Raw genomic sequence first — 14,155 nt, forward strand, 5'->3', positions numbered from 1 at the left:
ATTTCCTATGATTCGTCATCATGTGTTTACGCCAAACTAGGTAAAGAAGGAGTTGATTTTATGGAAAAGGACCATATTCTAGATGAAAATCCGCATCAAACTTACAATAATGTAGCTCGGCCGCTGGAACAGACTGGCGAACCCCAGCCCGGCTCTAAAAAAGTGAAGCAGCAAAATCATTCACGTTCCATTCAAACGCGCGAAGGATAAAGAATGGCACCCGGCTCCAATGCAGTCGGGTGCTACTGCCCTTCCTTTTTTTTACATCAAAAAAGATTGAATTGTCCCACAAGGATGCACTATGATAAATTTAGTATCCTTGATGGAGGTTAAGTGAAGATGATCACCATTCCACTTCCGGGCAACCATAGCCCTCTTTCCAATTTGATCAGCTATAGTGTTTCCCCGCTATACGAGATGGCTGCTAGTTTGCATACACTCGCCCAAGAGACACCTCCCGAGCGATTTGCGTATTGGACCGAAGAAAAGGTAGAGCAGTTTGAGTCAGCCCGTCTTTTAAAAGAATGGGGTTATTTTGTCCCCCTCTTTCGATATGGGATCCCAGACTCATTTGACCCCCTACATACAAAAGGTGTCATGGCTGTCGATGATCAGTATGAGTACTTCGTAACACTTCCCACTGATCATTTTGTGCGTAGCATGAAACCGATCTTGGAGGAGTGGATATCGCATCACGATACTCCTGTGGTTGCCTTCGATTTAGAAGAGGATGCCGACTATGTGAAAGGCCGTTTCAGCCTGTTCGTTTCATCTTATTGGCAGTTATTTTTTGAGGCGAATTGGGAGGCGATTGCTCCAAAATTTGTGCGTGAAGCAGAACGGATTTATTACTCTTTACAAGGAATCCATTCCCTTACCACCTATCTGCAATCCATTTCTCCCGCAATTACCTATGACACAGAAACTCATCAGCTTACCTGTCCGAGTAATGGTCCAAGCTACGATGCGCAGCATCTCATTCTTTATCCGAGCTATTATTATGCCCAAGAACCCACGCTTACGAAAAAAGGCTGGAATGCCCATTTGCTGTATTCCATCTCGGAAGTTCCCACTCAACCAAAAACGCCCTCATGAAGGGCGTTTTTCATGTTGCATATGAGCGACAATCAATTTATCTAATTGTTGGCTGATTCTCACGATTTCAGGGTCAAGAAAATTGTAACCTGCATCTTTTGCTGCGCGCTCTAGTTTTAGTCGCAAGTCATCAATCATCTGACTCGTAATTTCCATGCTGCAGACCCCCACCTAACGTTGTCTCCCACTATTTTACATTATATAAGAACAGGTGGAAAGGGTAAGATGTGGAAGAAAAAGCCTTGTACCCATTTCCGGCACAAGGCTTTTCCCACTTCCTATTTCATGACGTGGATCGGACGACCCAGAGCCAATTCAGCAGCTTCCATTGTTACTTCACCCAGTGTTGGATGTGCGTGGATGGTCAGCTCGATATCTTCGAGTGTTGCGCCCATTTCGATTGCCAATCCGATCTCTGCGATGATGTTGGATGCTTCTGGACCAACGATTTGCGCACCCAATACGAGATTCGTTTCTTTTTCTGCAATCAGCTTCACATAGCCTTCGCCTGCATTTACAGACAGAGCGCGACCGTTTGCTGCGAATGGGAAACGACCTACAACGTAATCGATGCCTTTTTCTTTTGCTTCTTTCTCATTGATTCCTACGCTTGCGATTTCTGGATCGCAGAATACAACCGCTGGAATCGCCTTGTAGTCTACTTCTGCTGGATGGCCAGCAATTGCCTCAGCAGCAACCTTACCTTCGTAGGAAGCTTTGTGAGCCAACGCAGGACCTGCTACGATATCCCCGATCGCGTAAACGTTAGGAATGCTCGTGCGACCTTGCTTGTCGACAACGATCAAACCACGGTCAGTCACGTTCATACCGATATCGCGAATACCGAGTTCATCTGTATTCGGACGACGTCCAACAGTAACGAGTACGTATTCCGCCTCGATTTTTTGTTGCTCACCTTTTACCTCTGCAGTCACGATCACGCCGTTTTCTGTCTCTTCCATTCCTTGTGCCAGTGCTTTTGTATGGATGGTAACGTCGAGCTTTTTCAGCTTGCGTTCCACCAAACGTGGCATGTCTGGCTCAAATCCTGGCAAGATTTGATCGGAACCTTCCAAAATCGTAACTTTTGTACCAAACTTCGCAAACACCGTACCCAGCTCGATACCGATGTATCCGCCACCGATTACCACGAGGCTCTTCGGCAGTTCAGTCAAGGACAGCGCTTCAGTAGAAGACATTACGCGTTTGCCAAACGGGAATGCAGGCAACTCGATTGGGCGCGAACCAGTTGCAATGATGCAATGCTGGAAGCGATAACGGTTGACATCATAACCGTGGAATACACGTACTTCATTTTCACTTACGAACAGTGCTTCACCAGGGATTACCTGGATTTTGTTGCCTTTGAAGAGGGAGCCTACGCCACCAGTCAGTTGCTTCACGATGCCGCTTTTCCACTCTTGTACTTTGGCAAAATCCACTTTTACATTTTCCATGGTGATACCCATGGATTCTGTATGTTGTGTGTGCTCATATGTGTGTGCAGCGTGGATCATCGCTTTGGAAGGGATGCAACCTACGTTCAGGCATACGCCACCCAGCTCACCTTTTTCCACGACAGCTACTGTTTTGCCCATTTGAGCAGCACGAATCGCCGCAACATATCCACCTGGACCCGCACCGATTACAAGCACGTCTACTTCTGTAGTAAATTCACCTACTACCATTGTCTCTTATCCCTCCATGACGAGCAGCGTTGGGTTTTCGAGGAGCTGCTTCACGTAGTTGACGAAACGCTGTGCAGGTTCGCCATCAACCAAGCGGTGGTCAAAGCTCAAGGACAGGTGCAACATTTGACCAACCACGATTTCTCCGTTTTTCACAACTGGTTTTTCGCTGATGCGGCCAACACCCAGAATAGCTACTTCTGGATGGTTAATGATAGGCGTGAAGAACATACCACCAGCAGAACCGATGTTTGTGATGCTGAAAGTGGAACCTTTCAACTCATCTGCAGTCGCTTTGCGGTCGCGTGCTTTCTTCGCCAGGTCGCCGATTTCACCTGCGATTTGGAAGATGGATTTGCTGTCAGCGGATTTCACAACTGGAACGAGCAAGCCGTCTTCTGTCGAGGTAGCGATACCGATGTTGTAGTACTTTTTAAAGATGATTTCTTGTTTTTCATCGTCGATAGAAGCGTTGAGTTCTGGGAATTTCTTCAGACCAGCTACAACTGCTTTCACGATCATAGGCAGGTAAGTCAGCTTCACACCACGCTCTTCAGCAAGTGGCTTCGCATCTTTACGCATAGCGACAAGCGCTGTAACATCCACTTCGTCAAAGATCGTTACGTGTGGTGCTGTGTAAGCAGATTTCACCATTGCTTTCGCGATTGCTTTACGCATACCTTTCAGTGGAACGCGCTCTTCCAGTTCGCCTGCTTGAGGTGTGTGGTGAACAGTTGGAGCCGCTGCTGCTTGTGCTACACCTGTAGCTGCTGCTGCAGGAGCCTCAGTTGCTACTGGAGCTGCCACTGCTTGTGCAGTTGGTGCTGCTGCTCCGCCAGATACGAAGCGATCTACGTCATCGCGTGTGATGCGACCCAATTTGCCTGTACCAGGTACATTAGCCAATTGAACGCCTTTTTCCCGAGCGTATTTGCGAACGGAAGGTGTAGCCAACACATGCTTACGATCAATTGGTGCCGCTACTGCTGTTGCAGTTGCTTGTGCCATTGGCGTCTCCAGAGCTTGGTTCGCATTTGCACTCACTTGGGAACCGATGTCACAACCTGGCTCCATTTTGTCTGCAGCTTGAGGCGCTGGTGCCGCTTCAGCAGCGTGGGAATCGCCATGACCATGGTCTGGCAGGTTCGGAATTTCGCCTTCTACGTCAAACTCGATCAGTGGATCGCCGACTACAGAAACCGTACCCTCAGTTACTTTCAGATCGATAACTTTCCCTTTAACAGGCGACGGTACTTCTACAACCGCCTTGTCATTTTGTACTTCCATGATGACTTGGTCTTCTTCTACGGAATCTCCGGGCTGTACGTGCCATTTGACGATTTCGCCTTCATGGATACCCTCGCCGAGCTCCGGGAGTCTGAATGTAAAACGACTCACAGTATCTCCTCCTTGTAAGCATTTATCATAAATTTTTACTTAATATCGCTAGAAAGAAGGCGGAAAGCTTTCAACTTTTCCGCCATTATGTCCGTTTCTCAATTAAAAATCGAGGACTTGAGTCAGACCATCTACTACGCGTTTTACGTCAGGCAGCCATACATCTTCTGCTTGTGCAAACGGGTAAACAGTATCTGGTGCTGTAATACGCAGTACTGGTGCTTCGAGGTGCAGGATTGCACGCTCGTTGATTTGCGTGATGATTTCTGCCGCAACACCAGACGTTTTTTGTGCTTCTTGAACAACGATCGCACGGTTTGTTTTCTTCACAGAAGCTACGATGGTATCGATATCGAGTGGGCTGATGGTGCGCAGGTCGATTACTTCCACTTTTGCTCCACGCGCTTTCTCGATTTCTTCTGCTGCTTTCAGGCTGGTATGCACCATCGCACCATAGGTGATGATGGTAACATCGCTACCTTCTTTTACTACGTTTGCTTTGCCAAGTGGAATCGTGTACTCGCCTTCTGGAACTTCTTGACGGAAGGAACGGTACAGCTTCATGTGCTCAAGGAATACAACTGGATCGTTGTCGCGAATCGCGGAGATCAACAGTCCTTTTGCATCATATGGGTTGGAAGGGATAACCACTTTCAGACCCGGAGTTTGCAGCATCAAACCTTCCAAAGAGTCTGCATGCAGCTCAGGCGTTTTTACACCACCACCAAATGGGGAGCGAAATGTAATTGGGCTCGTGAAGCGACCACCGGAACGGTAGCGCATACGGGAAGATTGGGATGCTACAGCATCAAACGTTTCAAATACGAAACCGAAGAACTGAATTTCTGCTACTGGACGGAAGCCGTTGATGGAAAGACCGACAGCCAAACCGCCGATTCCGGACTCAGCAAGTGGTGTATCGAATACGCGCTGCTCGCCGAACTCAGCTTGCAGACCTTCTGTTGCACGGAACACCCCGCCGTTGTTACCTACGTCTTCACCGAAGACAAGAACGGTTTCATCGCGCTTCAACTCTACGCGCATTGCATCCGTAATGGCTTGAACCATTGTCATTTGTGCCATGGCTTATTTCGACTCCTTCGCCAGGAATTCTGCCTTTTGCTCTTCGAGTGCAGGCGGCAGTGTCTCAAACATTACATCGATCAGTTCGCTAACTTTCATCTTAGGTGTTTCGTCCGCTTTTTTGATTGCGTCCGCAACAGCTGCTTTCGCTTCTTCGATGACAGCTTCTTCGTCTTTTTCGCTCCAGAGGCCTTTTGCTTCGAGGAACTTGCGGAAGCGGATCAGTGGATCGCGCAGTTCCCACTCGCTTTGCTCTTCACCTGTACGGTAACGAGTTGGGTCGTCACCAGCCATGGTATGAGGACCATAACGGTACGTCATTGCTTCGATCAGAGTCGCACCTTCGCCATTCACGCCGCGCTCTTTTGCTTGTTGAACCGCGTAGTAAACTGCGAGAATATCCATACCGTCAACGCGTTCGCTAGCAATACCAGCCGCAACTGCTTTGACTGCGATATTTTCAGAAGCCGTTTGTTTTTCGAACGGCAGAGAGATCGCATAACCGTTGTTTTGGGAGAAGAAGATAACAGGCAGCTTGTATACACCTGCAAAGTTCATACCTTCGTAGAAGTCACCTTGGGAGGTCGCACCGTCACCAAAGTAGTTGATCGCAACGTTCTTTTCACCGCGCAGCTTGTAACCCATTGCAACACCTGTTGCTTGTGTACATTGAGCCGCGATGATGATTTGTGGCATCAATACGTTTACACCTTCAGGAATTTTGCCGCCCTCGATGTGTCCGCGGGAGTACAGGAATGCCTTGTGCATAGGGTAACCATGCCATACCATTTGTGGAATATCACGGTAGCTAGGCAGGACAAAGTCTTCTTTGGAAAGAGCACCCTCGGAACCGATCATGCTTGCTTCTTGACCAGCTACTGGTGCATAGAAACCAAGACGGCCTTGGCGGTTCAAGCTAATTGCGCGTTGGTCCCATACACGGGTAAATACCATTTTACGCATCAGTTCACGTAATTCATCATCGGAGAGCTTAGGCATCAAGTCAGGACGAACAACCGTACCATCCGGGGCAAGAATTTGCAGCGGGGCGTTGTTCTCTGTTTGTTCAACAGCAGTGGATACGCTCATCACATTCACCTCGTCACTAGAATAAGGGACTTCCTTTTCCCGAGTTGCCCTTTGTCGCCTTAATCTGAGCATCTGCTCGATGAGCGACGAGTACAATTCGCGGCGGAAGTGACCCTGATAAAAACCAGAAGAAAGTTGCCTGGTGCAAGAAAGGGCTTACAGCCCGTTTGCAACACCCTGTTATATTGCAGTCAAAATACCTGTTTAACGTGTTATAGTATTGATATTACAGGGTTTATTTCCTCTCTGTTATCATTTACTATATAAGCTGTATCAGTTTTTTTCAAGGCTTAGTTTTTCAATTGAGCAAACAGGGAGTGTGAATCGATGTCTGACTATGTAAAGCGAACCATAATGAAAGAAGAAGTGCCCAGCATCCACGTGGACACTCCCCGCTCGGTCAAAGTATACCTACCGCCGGGGTACAATGAGCTTCTTTCTTACCCTGTTGTGTATTGCCAGGATGGGAACGACTTTTTTACGATGGGGCGAATCGCGACCATCTCCAATCAATTGATTCTGGAAGAAGGTATCGAACCCTACATCGTCGTCGGTGTCTCAGTCGATCGCAACAAGCGCACGAGCGAGTATTCTCCATCAGGGTCGAGAAACGCAGCTTATCAGCGTTTTTTCACTGAAGAGCTGATCCCTTACATAGAGGAGCATTATCCTGTACGCCGTGATCCTGCTTCACGTGTGCTGGCAGGAGACTCTTTAGGTGGAACCGTTTCTTTGCATCTCGCATTGGAAAACCCCGACCTCTTTCCACAGGTACTCGCGCTATCCGGGGCGTTTTTCCAAACGACACTCGACCCGCTTTTGAATCAGTCCAGCCTATCCTGGCTGCGAATCTGGATGGTCGTTGGCCTCGATGAGACAGCTGTGGAAACAAGTGCGGGTACCTTCGATTTTGTGCAATGGAATCGCGAGGCAAAACAGATTCTTGAGGACAAACAAGCTACCTTGTCCTACCGAGAAAAACCAGGGAATCACGTCTGGGGTTTGTGGCAAAAAGAGCTGCCTGACGCCTTGCGCTACTTCTTCCCCCCTCCCCGTCTGTAACCATTACGAGCCATTGATTTCTTTAATATCCTCGTACCCGTAGTAGCGGCCATCCACCAGGAAAATGCCTTGGTGGTTGGCTTTTTCAATTTCGCCCGCAACCTGATTTGCGTCGTTTAGGACGATGTTGACAATCTTGCTCTCGTCCCGTTTCATTTGATTGAGAATGCGTTCTCGCTCTTTAGCCGAGATCATATCCATCCCTCTTTTCCCCTATGTTGGATAGCTATAGTATTTCATTGGCGGGTCTGAATTACACACAAGCGAGTCAACCGAATGGAACCAAAAAAAGTCTTGCCGCTCTCCCATTTTCCGGACACGGCAAGACTTTACTACGTCTTTATTTATTGTTCGATAGTTGTATATTTAAAATCTCTACCACCAAACGGGTTGATCAAAAATCCTTTGACCTTGTCATTTTTTATATAGGGTCTTGCGCCATAGTACACAGGGGCAATTGGCATTTCCTCCATTAAGATGGTCTCTGCCTCACGCATGATCGCATTACGCTTCGTCGGGTCTTTTTCCAAGTAACTCTGTACGATTAGCTCTCGGTATCTAGCATTTTCCCAAGCAGCATCGTTCGTCCCCACTGTTTTGTCCTTGAAAATTTCCAGGAAATTGATGGGGTCGTTAAAATCAGCACCCCAATTTCGGTAGGCAAACTGATAGTTTTTGGAGCGCTTGTTTTGTAAAAAAACTTTTTCCTCCAAGCCACTGATTTTCACATCAACACCTAGACTTCTTTTCCATTGGTCCTGAAGAGCTTCAGCCAGCTTTTTCTGACGATCGTCACCTGATCCATATGTGTAAGTCACATCTGGCATCGTCGAAAGCCCCAGCTCCTTTAACCCTTCCGCCAATAACTGTTTGGCTTTGTCTACATCCTCTTGAAAATAGTCATTTCCGCTGAGCTGCATAGAAGGCGGAACCCATGCAAAAGCGGCAGGCACCCCTGTCTGTACGATTCCGTCTACGAGAGGCTGCCGTTGGATGGAATACGAGAAGGCTTGTCGAATCTTTTTATTCGTAAAAGGGGGCATGGTTGTATTAAAGGTGACGGCAACTGTATTCGGATACGGCGCCATTACGATTTTTCCTTCATCCTGTAAAGCGGGGATCACATCGACGGGCAACACGTAGGTTGGATGCCCTCCCCAATCCAAATCACCAGAATCAAACAACGCTTGAGCGGTGTTGGTATCGGTAATCATGCTCCACACGATTTTGTCGAGCTTCACGGTATCTTTGTCATGATACTTCTCGTTTTTCACAAGAACCAATTTGTTTTTATGCTCCCACAGCTCCATTTTGAATGGGCCGTTGCCCACGTAGTTGTCTGGAGACGCTGCCCAATTCGGATGTGCCTCCAAGGTCTTTTTATGTAAAGGAAACAATGTCGGGAAAGCCGTCAGCTCGTAAAAAAACGGAGCTGGCGAATTGAGCTTAACCTCTAGTGTAAAATCGTCTAACGCTTTGACCCCTACGTCTTCATATGATCCTTTCCCTGTGTTGAATTCCTCTGCTCCTTTAATGAAATAAAGCATATAAGCATATTCGGATGCTGTCTTCGGATCGAGATTTCTTTTCCAGGCGAACTCAAAATCATGGGCGGTTACCGAATCTCCGTTGCTCCATAACGCATTCGACTTCAATTTGAACGTGTACGTCGTCAAATCCTCGGATACCGTATAACTGTCGGCAATTGCGTTGGCTATTTTCCCATCCGGTCCATAGCGAGTCAATCCTTCAAAACAGGCAGTAATGACATCAAAGGAAGTGCCATCGGAAGCAAGTCCGGGATCTGCTGTCGGAGGCTCTCCACCGTCTGCATTCCAATTCAATACCCTCTCTTTTCCTGTTGGCTGCGCTGGTTGAGATGCCTGATCATTCGGTTTGTTCGTTACCGCCGTTTCACTTGTACTACAGCCCGCTAAAACTTGAAGTAGCAAGAAGCAGCTCAAAACGAAGCTCATCCTCTTTCTCATTGAGACCATCCCCCTTGATTCCATTCGATTCCATACACCAGTAAACGCTATCGCTTTATCACACTACCATGATAACGCAAGTGTAGACGAAACAAATCAGACGGTATGGCGAAAAACAGAGCGCATAGAGACTCTTATTTTGTACAAATTGTCTAACTATTTGGAATTCGTTGTTGCGACAAAGAAAAAAGCCAGTCTTCCCTTCGACTGGCTACAAGTGGTTGAAACGATTACAGCGTTTCCAATAATTGCTCGACTGCTTCCACAACGGTCTTGATATGTTGATCGCTAATGTGTCGATGCGTCGTAAAGCGAATGACGTACTCGTCAAAATCAACAGCGAGCACTCCTTTTTCCTCCAAACGCTCCAAGAAGGCGACAGCTGTTTGCCCAATCGAGTCTGTATTCACCAGCACGATATTCGTCTCGACTTGCTCGACCTGAAGCGATAGCTGGCGCAAGCCTTTTGCCAATTGCTGTGCCCTTTCATGGTCTTCTGCCAATCGTTCGGCCATCTGTGTCAGAGCGATAATGCCTGGTGCTGCCAAATACCCTGCCTGACGCAGCCCGCCTCCTACTTTTTTTCTCCACCATCTCGCCTCTTCGATAAACGCACGATCTCCAGCCAAAATGGAACCCACCGGAGCACTCAGCCCTTTGGACAAACAAATCTGGACGGTATCGGCAAAAGCGCTTAGCTCACTGACTGCAACACCTTGAGCCACAGCCGCATTGAAGAGACGAGCACCGTCCAAATGAACGGGAATACCGTGTTTTTGTGCTGTATCATAGACACTCTTCATTTGCGCAACAGAGATTACCGCCCCGCCAGCGCGATTATGCGTATTTTCGAGACAGATCAATTTTGTGCGAGGAAAATGGATATTGTTGCCCCGAATCGCCCTCTCTACATCTTCTGCACGTAGAGCACCACGTTCTCCAACCAGCGTCCTTGTTTGTACGCCAGCCAATGCCGACATAGCGCCGCCCTCATAGTAAAAAATGTGCGAATCCGCTTCCGCAATGACCTCGTCTCCGTTAACACAATGCGTCAAAACAGCGACCTGATTGCCTTGCGTTCCACTTGTTACGAACAGAGCAGCTTCCTTTCCGAGTATTTCTGCCGCAATCGCTTCCAAACGATTGACAGTTGGGTCCTCTCTATAAACATCATCACCAACCTCCGCTTCCACCATCGCTCGAAGCATCTCCTCGGTTGGTTTCGTAACGGTATCGCTGCGCAAATCGATTTTCATAGATGACTCTCCTTCCACCGTATTGTCATTCTCTAGACATATCGTAACACTTTCAACATTGCATCCTGTTTTCCCTCTTGCTAAGATGAAAGGGTAACTTACATACAGTTAGGGGATTTGACCTGTGAAACTAAAAATCACTCGTAACGCTGCCAAGCAATTGGCTCCAATCATCGAGGCAGAAGAAGACAAAGAATTGAAACTGCGCGTTTATATTACTCACTCTCACGGTGATCATGCACACTACGGACTCGCTCTGGACAAGCCAACAGAAGAAGATGTTGTGATCTCGACCGACAAAGAGATCGATGTGATCGTGAAAAAGGATGAGCCATTGCTGGATGGCATCATCATTGATTACCTTTTCTTGCCACAAGAAGGTTTTGTAATTACCAACCCTTCCAAAGGTAACACAGGCGACCACTAAGCATGATACAGATAAACCCTCTGCTTTTTTACAGGCAGAGGGTTTTCTTTGATGATGAGAATCTTATTCGTCAGTAGACATGCTAAACAGCGCTGTCGGTAAATCTTTCAGCAACGGGGAAGATACGTCATCAACCTGCGTCATAACAAGGCGATGGACAGGACGTGTCATCGCGACATACAACAGTTTTGCGTCCCATTCATTATTTTGATAGGCGTCTACATCCAGTAGAATGACCACATCAAACTGCAAGCCTTTTGTTAAGAAAGCAGGCATGATGGTTACGCCACCCGGAAATTGGTTATCTTTTGTTCCTAACAGGGTTAGATCAGCTATTTTGTCTTGCAGGCCTTTATGTGCTTTTTTACTCGCTTGAATGGTTTTCGCTACGATCGCAATCGTTTTGAAGCCTTCCGACTGGTAGGCAACCACACGCGAAGAGATGTCCTCCCACAGTTGGGCTCGTGAGCGAGCCTTGACCATGATTGGTTTTTCACCATGTCGCAAAACCGGTTTTGCCAATACTGTCTCGGGCAATTCAATTTGCCTCAACACTTCATTGGCACAACGCATAATCTCAATAGTCGAACGATAGCTTTGCGACAACGTATAATAGGAAGGAAACAGCTGTGCAAAAATCCCCTTCGTCAACTCTTCCCAGGCATGAATCCCCCGGTAGCTATGAATACCTTGCGCAATATCTCCCACGATCGTTAGCGAGTTTCGCTTAGTTGCCAATGCAATGACGGCTATTTCTAGCGCACTCAAGTCTTGTGCTTCATCCACGACCGTATGATCAAAATGCTCTGCCTTATTCATTCCTTCAACAATATGCTGCAAGTATAGCAATGCCGCGATATCTTCCGGCTCCAATCTCTCCTCTGCAAACAATGCAGCGCTAGACTGAGTCACATCACGCACAATTTCGTCTGAAATGTCAGCAGGTACGAGCTTGCGCAGCAATTCCTCGTCAGCAATCAACTCGCGATAAGCTGCGAAGATTTCCAGTCTCGGAAATGAAGTCAGGTACGTATCTAATATCTGCTCCAGCATTTTCTCGAATTTGTACAAGCCTTCTTTGTCCAAATCGACTTTTCGCTCTCGCAAATGGGCAAACAATTGCTTGTTCATTTCTTGTTTCAAATGCTTGCGAAGCGCTTCTACCCGTCGATGATACGGCATAGTGGCGAATTGCTCCAAGAAGCATTGGCGAATAAAATCACCCGGAATCGAAAATACTTGCTTCGTTTTGTTGTATAAAAAGCTGAGCTTCTTGAAAGGAATTCTTGTTTCGACGATATACCGAATGTATTGCTCCAGCGCCTCCCGACAAGCGAGCGATCCTTTAAAGCGAAGCCTGTTTCGTGTCATTTCTTGCTGGCGCTCATCCTGCCCCTCTTCGAAGAACAATTGAAGAGGCTTATCAGGACTCACGATTCTCCATCCTTTTGGCAGCAGAGGCTTCACAAGACGCGCTGCCCAATCTACAAAAGTAGACTGTTGAACATCATCGACTCCCAGCTCAGGCAAAACCTCGGATATATAGGTAAGAAACATCCGGTTAGGTGCAAACACCATGAACTTTTTGGACATCATGGAATCCTGGTAGTTATAAATCAAATAGGAGAGTCGGTGCAGAGCAATGGTTGTTTTTCCGCTCCCCGCTACTCCTTGCACAACAATGGGCCGTTCTTTTTCCGCCCGGATAATATCATTCTGCTCGGATTGAATCGTAGCGACGATGTCTTTTAGCCTACTATCGTTCGCCTGATTCAGATTGGCTGCCAAAAATTCATCAATGAAGCCCTCTTGCAAAAATTCGTCGGGATGCCCCATCTCGCGGTTAATCGTTTCTTTTACCGCTCCATCATAGATGCCGACGATCTTTCCGTCTTCGATCGCAAAATTACGCTTTAGTCGAACTTCACCACGCACGATCTCGCGTCCCATCCGGTAAAACGCTTCTTTGCTCTCACCGGAATAATAAAGACTGGCGATAGGCGCGCGCCAATCCACGACGACAGAATCAAACGTATCGCTGCGTACAATTCCCCGTTTTCCTATGTAGACCTCATCCAGCTCGTAGATTTCATCTTTCAAGAAATCCACTCTGCCGAAATAAGGCTTCTCTCGACCCTGATCTTCCAGGTAGCTCAATTCCTTAGCCTTTTTATAGTTAACGACCTGTTTGACATAATCATCTGTTGCCTCGCGAATATCATTGCGAAGCTGCTCCATTTCTTCGTCGATCGCTGAAATTGTTTCATCCAGCTTTTTTTGTTCCCATTCATAATCACGATGCTGTGTACTCACATTCATTCCCCCTCACATGTATCGTGTCATTGAACGACTCAGGACCATTGCCTGGCCAACCATATTCCAACCGCACAAGAAAGTAGACCGACTCCCAAACTAAGCAGAGCGTACAAAGTGCCACGTAACAGGTGGCCTTCTCCCCAAAAAGAGACTACTTCCAAGGAGAAGCTTGAGAAAGTCGTAAATCCTCCCATGACCCCCGTTGCAAATAAGAGGTAGAGTGTCGGAGATAAAAAGCCACGTTCTTTCCCCAGCACGAACAAGATGCCGATGATCAAAGATCCACAAACATTGGCGATCCAGGTTCCCCACGGCCATCCCGGCTGATTCGCGAGCAAAGACAATAGGTAGCGCAAAAGAGAGCCAACTGCTCCTCCAACCGCCACAGCTATCCACGCCATCGCTTTCCCTCCCTGGCTATCACAGCTTATGTATGTCACAGAAAAAGACACCCTAGCGTCAAGCGAGGATGTCTGTCGTATCAGTAATTGTTATCTTACTGTTTTGGCTTATTTTCTTCAAGGTCTTCCACATAACGGATGGAATCCAAATTTGCTCTCAATGAAAGCTTAACGGCGTCAATGTACTTTTGGCGCAATGCTTTTTGTTCGAGCTTTTCCTCTTCGGTCAAACCTTCTTCGCGCGATTTTTTGACCAATTCGTTGATGCGTTTAATTTCTGCGTCAGATACCACTGCTGGTTCCTCCCACTCTGTAGTAGTGCCGCTTCATTATACCACATTCGAATGATCCC

The 14,155-nt window shown here is 47.3% G+C and carries 15 protein-coding genes; 4 read left to right on the forward strand and 11 right to left on the reverse strand.

Annotated elements, in window-relative coordinates; all coding sequences use genetic code 11:
- Window positions 1-60 precede the first annotated feature (60 nt).
- Together HPY27_RS01100 and HPY27_RS01105 are read left to right on the forward strand one after the other, a co-directional pair.
- A complete protein-coding gene (locus tag HPY27_RS01100) occupies window positions 61-210 on the forward strand; it encodes a hypothetical protein (RefSeq protein WP_015891582.1) in 150 nt (49 codons plus the stop codon).
- Window positions 211-339: 129 nt separating this feature from the next.
- On the forward strand, window positions 340-1,095 hold the full coding sequence (locus HPY27_RS01105) for a hypothetical protein (protein ID WP_174224186.1): 756 nt from the start codon (window positions 340-342) through the stop codon (window positions 1,093-1,095).
- Here HPY27_RS01105 and HPY27_RS01110 read toward each other — a convergent pair.
- From HPY27_RS01110 to pdhA, 5 genes are all read right to left on the reverse strand, one after another.
- Window positions 1,090-1,251: an aspartyl-phosphate phosphatase Spo0E family protein gene (locus HPY27_RS01110; protein WP_017249159.1), complete on the reverse strand. Its 162-nt coding sequence runs from the start codon at window positions 1,249-1,251 to the stop codon at window positions 1,090-1,092. The two genes, HPY27_RS01105 and HPY27_RS01110, sit on opposite strands and share 6 nt — an antisense overlap.
- Window positions 1,252-1,373: 122 nt before the next feature.
- The gene (gene lpdA / locus HPY27_RS01115; RefSeq protein ID WP_017249160.1) at window positions 1,374-2,783 is read right to left on the reverse strand and encodes a dihydrolipoyl dehydrogenase; all 1,410 of its coding nucleotides are present in this window, start codon (window positions 2,781-2,783) and stop codon (window positions 1,374-1,376) included.
- 6 nt (window positions 2,784-2,789) lie between these two features.
- On the reverse strand, window positions 2,790-4,181 hold the full coding sequence (locus HPY27_RS01120; protein ID WP_069844733.1) for a dihydrolipoamide acetyltransferase family protein: 1,392 nt from the start codon (window positions 4,179-4,181) through the stop codon (window positions 2,790-2,792).
- A gap of 102 nt (window positions 4,182-4,283) precedes the next feature.
- Window positions 4,284-5,264, reverse strand: a complete 981-nt coding sequence (locus tag HPY27_RS01125; RefSeq protein ID WP_007718902.1) for an alpha-ketoacid dehydrogenase subunit beta — start codon at window positions 5,262-5,264, stop codon at window positions 4,284-4,286.
- Window positions 5,265-5,267: 3 nt separating this feature from the next.
- Entirely contained in the window at window positions 5,268-6,353 is a 1,086-nt protein-coding gene (pdhA, locus tag HPY27_RS01130) for a pyruvate dehydrogenase (acetyl-transferring) E1 component subunit alpha (protein ID WP_174224187.1), read from the reverse strand.
- A gap of 327 nt (window positions 6,354-6,680) precedes the next feature.
- On the opposite strand from pdhA, the gene HPY27_RS01135 reads away from it, so the two are divergent.
- Window positions 6,681-7,415 (forward strand): alpha/beta hydrolase, encoded by a 735-nt coding sequence (locus tag HPY27_RS01135; RefSeq protein ID WP_017249161.1) that lies wholly within the window; start codon window positions 6,681-6,683, stop codon window positions 7,413-7,415.
- Window positions 7,416-7,418: 3 nt separating this feature from the next.
- On the opposite strand, the gene HPY27_RS01140 is transcribed toward HPY27_RS01135, so the two are convergent.
- The 3 genes from HPY27_RS01140 to ltaE form a co-directional block, all read right to left on the reverse strand.
- Window positions 7,419-7,616 carry a hypothetical protein gene (locus HPY27_RS01140; RefSeq protein ID WP_015891590.1) on the reverse strand — a complete coding sequence of 66 codons (198 nt, stop codon included), beginning with the start codon at window positions 7,614-7,616 and terminating at the stop codon, window positions 7,419-7,421.
- A 143-nt stretch (window positions 7,617-7,759) separates the two neighbouring features.
- Entirely contained in the window at window positions 7,760-9,403 is a 1,644-nt protein-coding gene (locus HPY27_RS01145) for a peptide ABC transporter substrate-binding protein (RefSeq protein WP_017249162.1), read from the reverse strand.
- 230 nt (window positions 9,404-9,633) lie between these two features.
- The gene (ltaE, locus tag HPY27_RS01150) at window positions 9,634-10,659 is read right to left on the reverse strand and encodes a low-specificity L-threonine aldolase (protein WP_174224188.1); all 1,026 of its coding nucleotides are present in this window, start codon (window positions 10,657-10,659) and stop codon (window positions 9,634-9,636) included.
- A 124-nt stretch (window positions 10,660-10,783) separates the two neighbouring features.
- Here ltaE and HPY27_RS01155 point away from each other — a divergent pair, with 124 nt between their 5' ends.
- The gene (locus HPY27_RS01155) at window positions 10,784-11,086 is read left to right on the forward strand and encodes a HesB/IscA family protein (protein WP_173623618.1); all 303 of its coding nucleotides are present in this window, start codon (window positions 10,784-10,786) and stop codon (window positions 11,084-11,086) included.
- Between the two features lie 63 nt (window positions 11,087-11,149).
- Here the strand turns inward: HPY27_RS01155 and HPY27_RS01160 are convergent, their stop codons facing one another.
- The 3 genes from HPY27_RS01160 to HPY27_RS01170 all read right to left on the reverse strand — a co-directional run bounded on the left by HPY27_RS01160 (window position 11,150) and on the right by HPY27_RS01170 (window position 14,096).
- Window positions 11,150-13,399, reverse strand: a complete 2,250-nt coding sequence (locus HPY27_RS01160; RefSeq protein WP_174224189.1) for a HelD family protein — start codon at window positions 13,397-13,399, stop codon at window positions 11,150-11,152.
- A gap of 38 nt (window positions 13,400-13,437) precedes the next feature.
- Entirely contained in the window at window positions 13,438-13,803 is a 366-nt protein-coding gene (gene crcB, locus HPY27_RS01165) for a fluoride efflux transporter CrcB (protein ID WP_017249166.1), read from the reverse strand.
- A 95-nt stretch (window positions 13,804-13,898) separates the two neighbouring features.
- Window positions 13,899-14,096 carry a DUF896 domain-containing protein gene (locus HPY27_RS01170; RefSeq protein ID WP_007718933.1) on the reverse strand — a complete coding sequence of 66 codons (198 nt, stop codon included), beginning with the start codon at window positions 14,094-14,096 and terminating at the stop codon, window positions 13,899-13,901.
- Window positions 14,097-14,155: the final 59 nt, after the last annotated feature.

This window comes from Brevibacillus sp. HB1.1, assembly GCF_013332445.1.
In the GTDB taxonomy this organism is placed as follows: Bacteria; Bacillota; Bacilli; order Brevibacillales; family Brevibacillaceae; genus Brevibacillus; species Brevibacillus porteri.

Coding starts and splice junctions, on each gene's coding strand:
- HPY27_RS01145 (WP_017249162.1), bottom strand. CDS start 9,403: ATGAGAAAGAGGATGAGCTTCGTTTTGAGCTGCTTCTTGCTACTTCAA.
- HPY27_RS01140 (WP_015891590.1), bottom strand. CDS start 7,616: ATGGATATGATCTCGGCTAAAGAGCGAGAACGCATTCTCAATCAAATG.
- pdhA (WP_174224187.1), bottom strand. CDS start 6,353: ATGAGCGTATCCACTGCTGTTGAACAAACAGAGAACAACGCCCCGCTG.
- HPY27_RS01110 (WP_017249159.1), bottom strand. CDS start 1,251: ATGGAAATTACGAGTCAGATGATTGATGACTTGCGACTAAAACTAGAG.
- crcB (WP_017249166.1), bottom strand. CDS start 13,803: ATGGCGTGGATAGCTGTGGCGGTTGGAGGAGCAGTTGGCTCTCTTTTG.
- HPY27_RS01105 (WP_174224186.1), top strand. CDS start 340: ATGATCACCATTCCACTTCCGGGCAACCATAGCCCTCTTTCCAATTTG.
- ltaE (WP_174224188.1), bottom strand. CDS start 10,659: ATGAAAATCGATTTGCGCAGCGATACCGTTACGAAACCAACCGAGGAG.
- HPY27_RS01125 (WP_007718902.1), bottom strand. CDS start 5,264: ATGGCACAAATGACAATGGTTCAAGCCATTACGGATGCAATGCGCGTA.
- lpdA (WP_017249160.1), bottom strand. CDS start 2,783: ATGGTAGTAGGTGAATTTACTACAGAAGTAGACGTGCTTGTAATCGGT.
- HPY27_RS01100 (WP_015891582.1), top strand. CDS start 61: ATGGAAAAGGACCATATTCTAGATGAAAATCCGCATCAAACTTACAAT.
- HPY27_RS01135 (WP_017249161.1), top strand. CDS start 6,681: ATGTCTGACTATGTAAAGCGAACCATAATGAAAGAAGAAGTGCCCAGC.